Source organism: Actinokineospora sp. (assembly GCF_050699995.1).
GTDB lineage: Bacteria > Actinomycetota > Actinomycetes > Mycobacteriales > Pseudonocardiaceae > Actinokineospora.
Map to the genome: position 1 here is coordinate 1 of NZ_JBOHGC010000232.1, position 4,235 is coordinate 4,235.

Annotated in this window: 2 protein-coding genes and 1 pseudogene; all 3 read right to left on the reverse strand. The window is 71.2% G+C overall.

Annotation, left to right across the window (positions count from 1 at the left end; genetic code table 11):
- Positions 1-1,175 (reverse strand): alpha/beta fold hydrolase (locus tag ACRDSQ_RS12545; protein WP_431421119.1); only part of this gene is annotated, 1,175 nt, incomplete at its 3' end.
- Positions 1,176-2,003: 828 nt separating this feature from the next.
- A complete protein-coding gene (locus ACRDSQ_RS12550; protein ID WP_431421120.1) occupies positions 2,004-2,981 on the reverse strand; it encodes a ricin-type beta-trefoil lectin domain protein in 978 nt (325 codons plus the stop codon).
- 5 nt (positions 2,982-2,986) lie between these two features.
- Positions 2,987-4,235, reverse strand: a pseudogene (locus ACRDSQ_RS12555) (hypothetical protein); the annotation flags it as partial.

A 4,235-nucleotide genomic window follows, 5' to 3' on the forward strand; every position in this document is an offset into this window, starting at 1 on the left:
GCCTTGCGCATGTCGGCGTAGTAGTCCTCCGGGTTCGTCGGCCACGACCAGTCGCACAGGATGGCCTGGTACGTGCCGTTGGGCTTCTCGTCCTGGCGCAGCGAGTGGCCCTCGTCGGGGTGGGCCAGCTTGGCGAGTTGACCCGCCGCGTCGGTGTTCACGTCGCCGCCGTCGATGGCGGGCAGCAGGTCGCCCAGCGCCCAGGCGAACGCCGCCCACGCCGAGCGGTACCGCGCGGCCGTGCCGACCGCCAGGTCGAACGAGGTCACGTCGTCGAGGTCGCCGAGTTGCCTGTCCTTGAGCGTGGCGGCGAACCGGTCCAGCACGCCCTGCACGTCGGCGGGGGAGGCGTCGAGGTGGAAGGACCTGTCGCGATCGGCCACCCACTGCTTCCACGCCTGCACGTTCGCGTGGTGGGCTGCCACGTCGTCCTTCTCCTGGTCGCGCCAGGACTGGTTCGGGTCCTGAGTGGAGTCGAGGACGATGCGGTCGAGGTGATCGGCGAACATCTCGCCGTACAGCGGGCCGAGGAACGTGCCGTAGGAGAAGCCCAGGAAGCTGATCTTCTCCTCGCCCAGCACCCGGCGGATCAGGTCCATGTCGCGGGCGGTGTTCATGCTGGTGATGTGCTTGCGCAGGTCACCGCCGCCGCTGACGCACGCGGCTTCCGCGGCCTTGGCGGCCTCGGTGTACTTGGGGAAGTCCGCCTCGGTCGGCCTGCTGACGGCCGGACCCGACTCGTGGGGGTCGCAGAACAGCTGCGTGGACTTCCCCACACCGCGCGGATCCATGCCGATCGTGTCGTACACCGCGGCTGCGGGCTGACCCTCCAGCGCCAGGGTCAGGCTCAGCCCCTCCGCGCCGGGACCGCCCGGGTTGGTGAACAGCACGCCGCGCCTGCGGGCCTTGTCGCCCGCCTGTTTGCGGGCGATCGCGATGGTGATCTTCTTGCCCGCGGGGTCGCGGTAGTCCATCGGGACCTCGACGGTCGTGCACTCGACGCCGCCGTCCTTGAGGTCGGCGTTCTCGCACTCGGCCCACTTGAGCTGCTGGCGTGCCACATCGTCGAGGCCGTCGGACTGCTGGGACTGGCTCGGCGCGGGCGCCGACTCCGGCGTCGTGCACCCCGCAAGTCCTATGAGGACAGTGAGGGTGATGGCCGTCGAACGCATCATGCTGGAGTTGTTCCTTTCACGAGTGATCCACCGCGAACGCTATTGGACTATGCCGGTGAGCGCAGTGCCGAAAGGCGTTCGGTGGATATCCCGTTCGGGTATAGCTTCCTTGTTTCAGAACAGATCGAGGGTCCAGGCGCGGCCCGCCGAGGAATGCGCTGCAGGGGCGTCCACATAGGCCTGCGGGTCAGCCGTTTTTCGCCGGAGTTTCCAGCCATGTGGCCGGAATTGCGGCTGGTGTGGGGGAGCCGTTCGCCACGATGGCGCTGTTGACTCTTCGTCATCGGCGCGAAAGCCGGCCACGCTGCGCCAGAAGTGCTGCCCGGACACGGTTCCCGACGCCGAGCCTGGCAAGGATCGTGCTGGCTTCGTCTTTCACCGTGCCCACGCTCAGGTGTAGCCTGCCGCCGCCGAGGACTCCGGCGTGCTCGAACTGTTGTGTCACACCTGGCCGGACAATCGACGCGTCCTGTTGGAGCGCGCGACCGAGATCGCGCGAGACCCGCGGTCGGCGGGGCTGGGGGCGGGCGGTCGGTGCACGGTTGTGATGGTCGATCACCCCACGTCCTGCCCACGGCGCCCGTCCCGGGGGTGGCGCAGATGCCCAGCTCCAACCCCTTGGCGTGCACGTGGTCCGCCTTCCAGCTCAACCAAGGGGCGGCGTATGGGCCCGATCACCCGCCGTCCGGGCGGCGCCGGGGGCCCGGTCGCCGGCGCCGCCGCGATCAGGATCCCTGAGGCAGGCGCCACCCACGTCCTCGCCATTCCGGACCTCCACCGTCGAACAGTCGAGCGCATCGATCCCCGTCGTCCCGCGGGGGTGCGCGCTCACTGCCGCCACCACTGCTGGTTGGAGCCCGAGTGGCAGTCCCACAGGATCACCGGACTGTCCTTTGTGGTCTGGGCGTTGAACACGTCGAGACAGCGGCCGGAGGCGTCGTGCCGGAGCGTCCCGGTCGGGGTGCGGGTGAACCGCTGCGCCGGGGAGCCGTCGCAGGGGCCGGTCTCGACGGCGGAGCCGTTCGTGGTCGCCCTCGGGCGCAGGCACTTGGCCCCGCCGACGGTCGACAGGGCGCCGTTGTGGGCGAACTGCTGGTTGGCCCCGCCGTGGCAGTCCCAGATGATCAGCGGGGCGCCGTCGGTCGCGGCGCCGCCGCGCACGTCCAGGCACAGCCCACTGGCGCGGCCGACGATCTCGGTCGCGCCCGCGGCGACCGTGCCCGATGAGTGCACGCGGAACATCGCGGTCCCGTGCGCCGGAACGGACGCGCTGATCGCGGTCGTGGTGGTGGTGACCGCGCCCGACCACAGGTCGGTGACCGTCGCCGACGCGGCGGGCAGGCCGACCGCGGTCAAGGTGGTGGCGATGGTCGCGGTCGTGGTGGTGGTGTTGAGCAGCGCTACCGCGCGGTCACCGTTGGCCAGCGGGCCGGGTGAGCACCTGCAGGCCACCCGCGTTCGACACCCGTCGGGCGGGCACGCCGAGGGTGTCCTGGCCTGGGGAACATGCATCACCGCGGCCCTCAGGTCACGCTCGGCGGCGCGGAAGCGACGAGCCGGGCGCTCGGACGTGTCCGGTCCAAGGGCCGCCTGGATGACTTCGGCGTCGGTGAGCGCGGCCTGCGCGGGGTGGGCGAGGTACCGCCGGACTGAGCGGTGGCGGAACTCGTAGACGGTCCCGGACCGGCGCAGCACCCCGCGGCGGTGGGCGTCGTCCAGGAAGTCGAGCAACCGCCACGGCGCCTGTCCGGTCAGGGCCAGGCGGGCCGCGCCCGCACGATATGCGATCCACGCTGAGTCGCCCACCACGATCAAGCTGATCGCCGTGGCCGTGAGCAACGCGATGAGACCCGCACCCAGGCTGACGGTGAAGCTGTCCGCGCTCCGCCAGGCGACGACTCACTCCATCGAGACCGCTTCGGCCGCGACCAGCCTGGGTCCCAGGTCTTGGTGAACCACCACCAGACGTGGGTGCCCAGCACCCAGACGGCCGGCATGGCCAACGCGGCGGCGATCGATGCGCGCACGACGGCGAGCCTGCGGTCGGCGACCAGCGCCTCGCGGGCGCTCGGTGCGGCCATGGCCACCGAGGGATCGTCCTCCAGCATCCCCCACACCGTGCCCAGCACGATGACCGCGCCCGCGAGGAGAAGACTTTGTGGGCTCAGCAAAACCGCCGCCGTGTCGGACTCCGGGTCGATCGCCGCCCGCCACTTCGCCACATCGGTGCTCCCGGGTGGCAGGAACTCGCCCATCAGCTCGAGGTACGCGCCGAGCACGTACAGGATGACGATCCCGATGCCGCCCAGCGAGGCAAGAACGACGACGCTGAACAGTGGCATCGCCACCAGGCTCCGACTGGCCATGCGCCACGAGAATGACGACGCGAGACAGGCAGGTTCCGCGTCGCCACCAGCGGACAGGCGCCACAGGCGCAGCTCCTGGCTCTCGGTGCGGTCGAGGAGCCGTGCGAGGGCGGAGAGCCACCGCTGTGCCTGCTCCACGCGGTATCCCTTGTCCGGCTCGCCGCCCACAGCCCCGGATCGCAGCGGCGCCCGATAGAGCGCGGGCACGTACCGCTCGAGCAGGTGCGCCTGGATCGTTTCGGTCGTCGGGAACGCGCACAGGTCTTCGGGACGGGTCGCCGGGTCCTCATACGCCACCCGCGCCAGGTAGAGCATCAGCGGCGTGGACAGCGCCTCGGCGACGGGGTTCGGCGGCCCGGCCCGCAGCGCGGCGACCACCGGATCCCAGCGGCGCGCCGAGGTGCTCGGCTGCAGGTACTTCTTCGCTCCGGTGTGCCGGACGGGCTTGAGCCGCACGACGCGCGTGTCGCCGAGCTGGATCACCTCGTCGGGGATGATCCGGGTGTAGGATCCGGCAGCGCACGCCAGGACGAACCGCCGGTCGGGCGCGCCCAACGCGACGGCGAGTGCGCGCCGCGCGGCGGCCCAGCGGTCCTGGGGCAGCTCGTCGAGCCCGTCGAGCACCGGCAGCACGCGCCGGGTGTCGACCAGGTCGAGCGGCGCGGGCGCCCGCGGGCAGCGCCGGGTCCTCGGG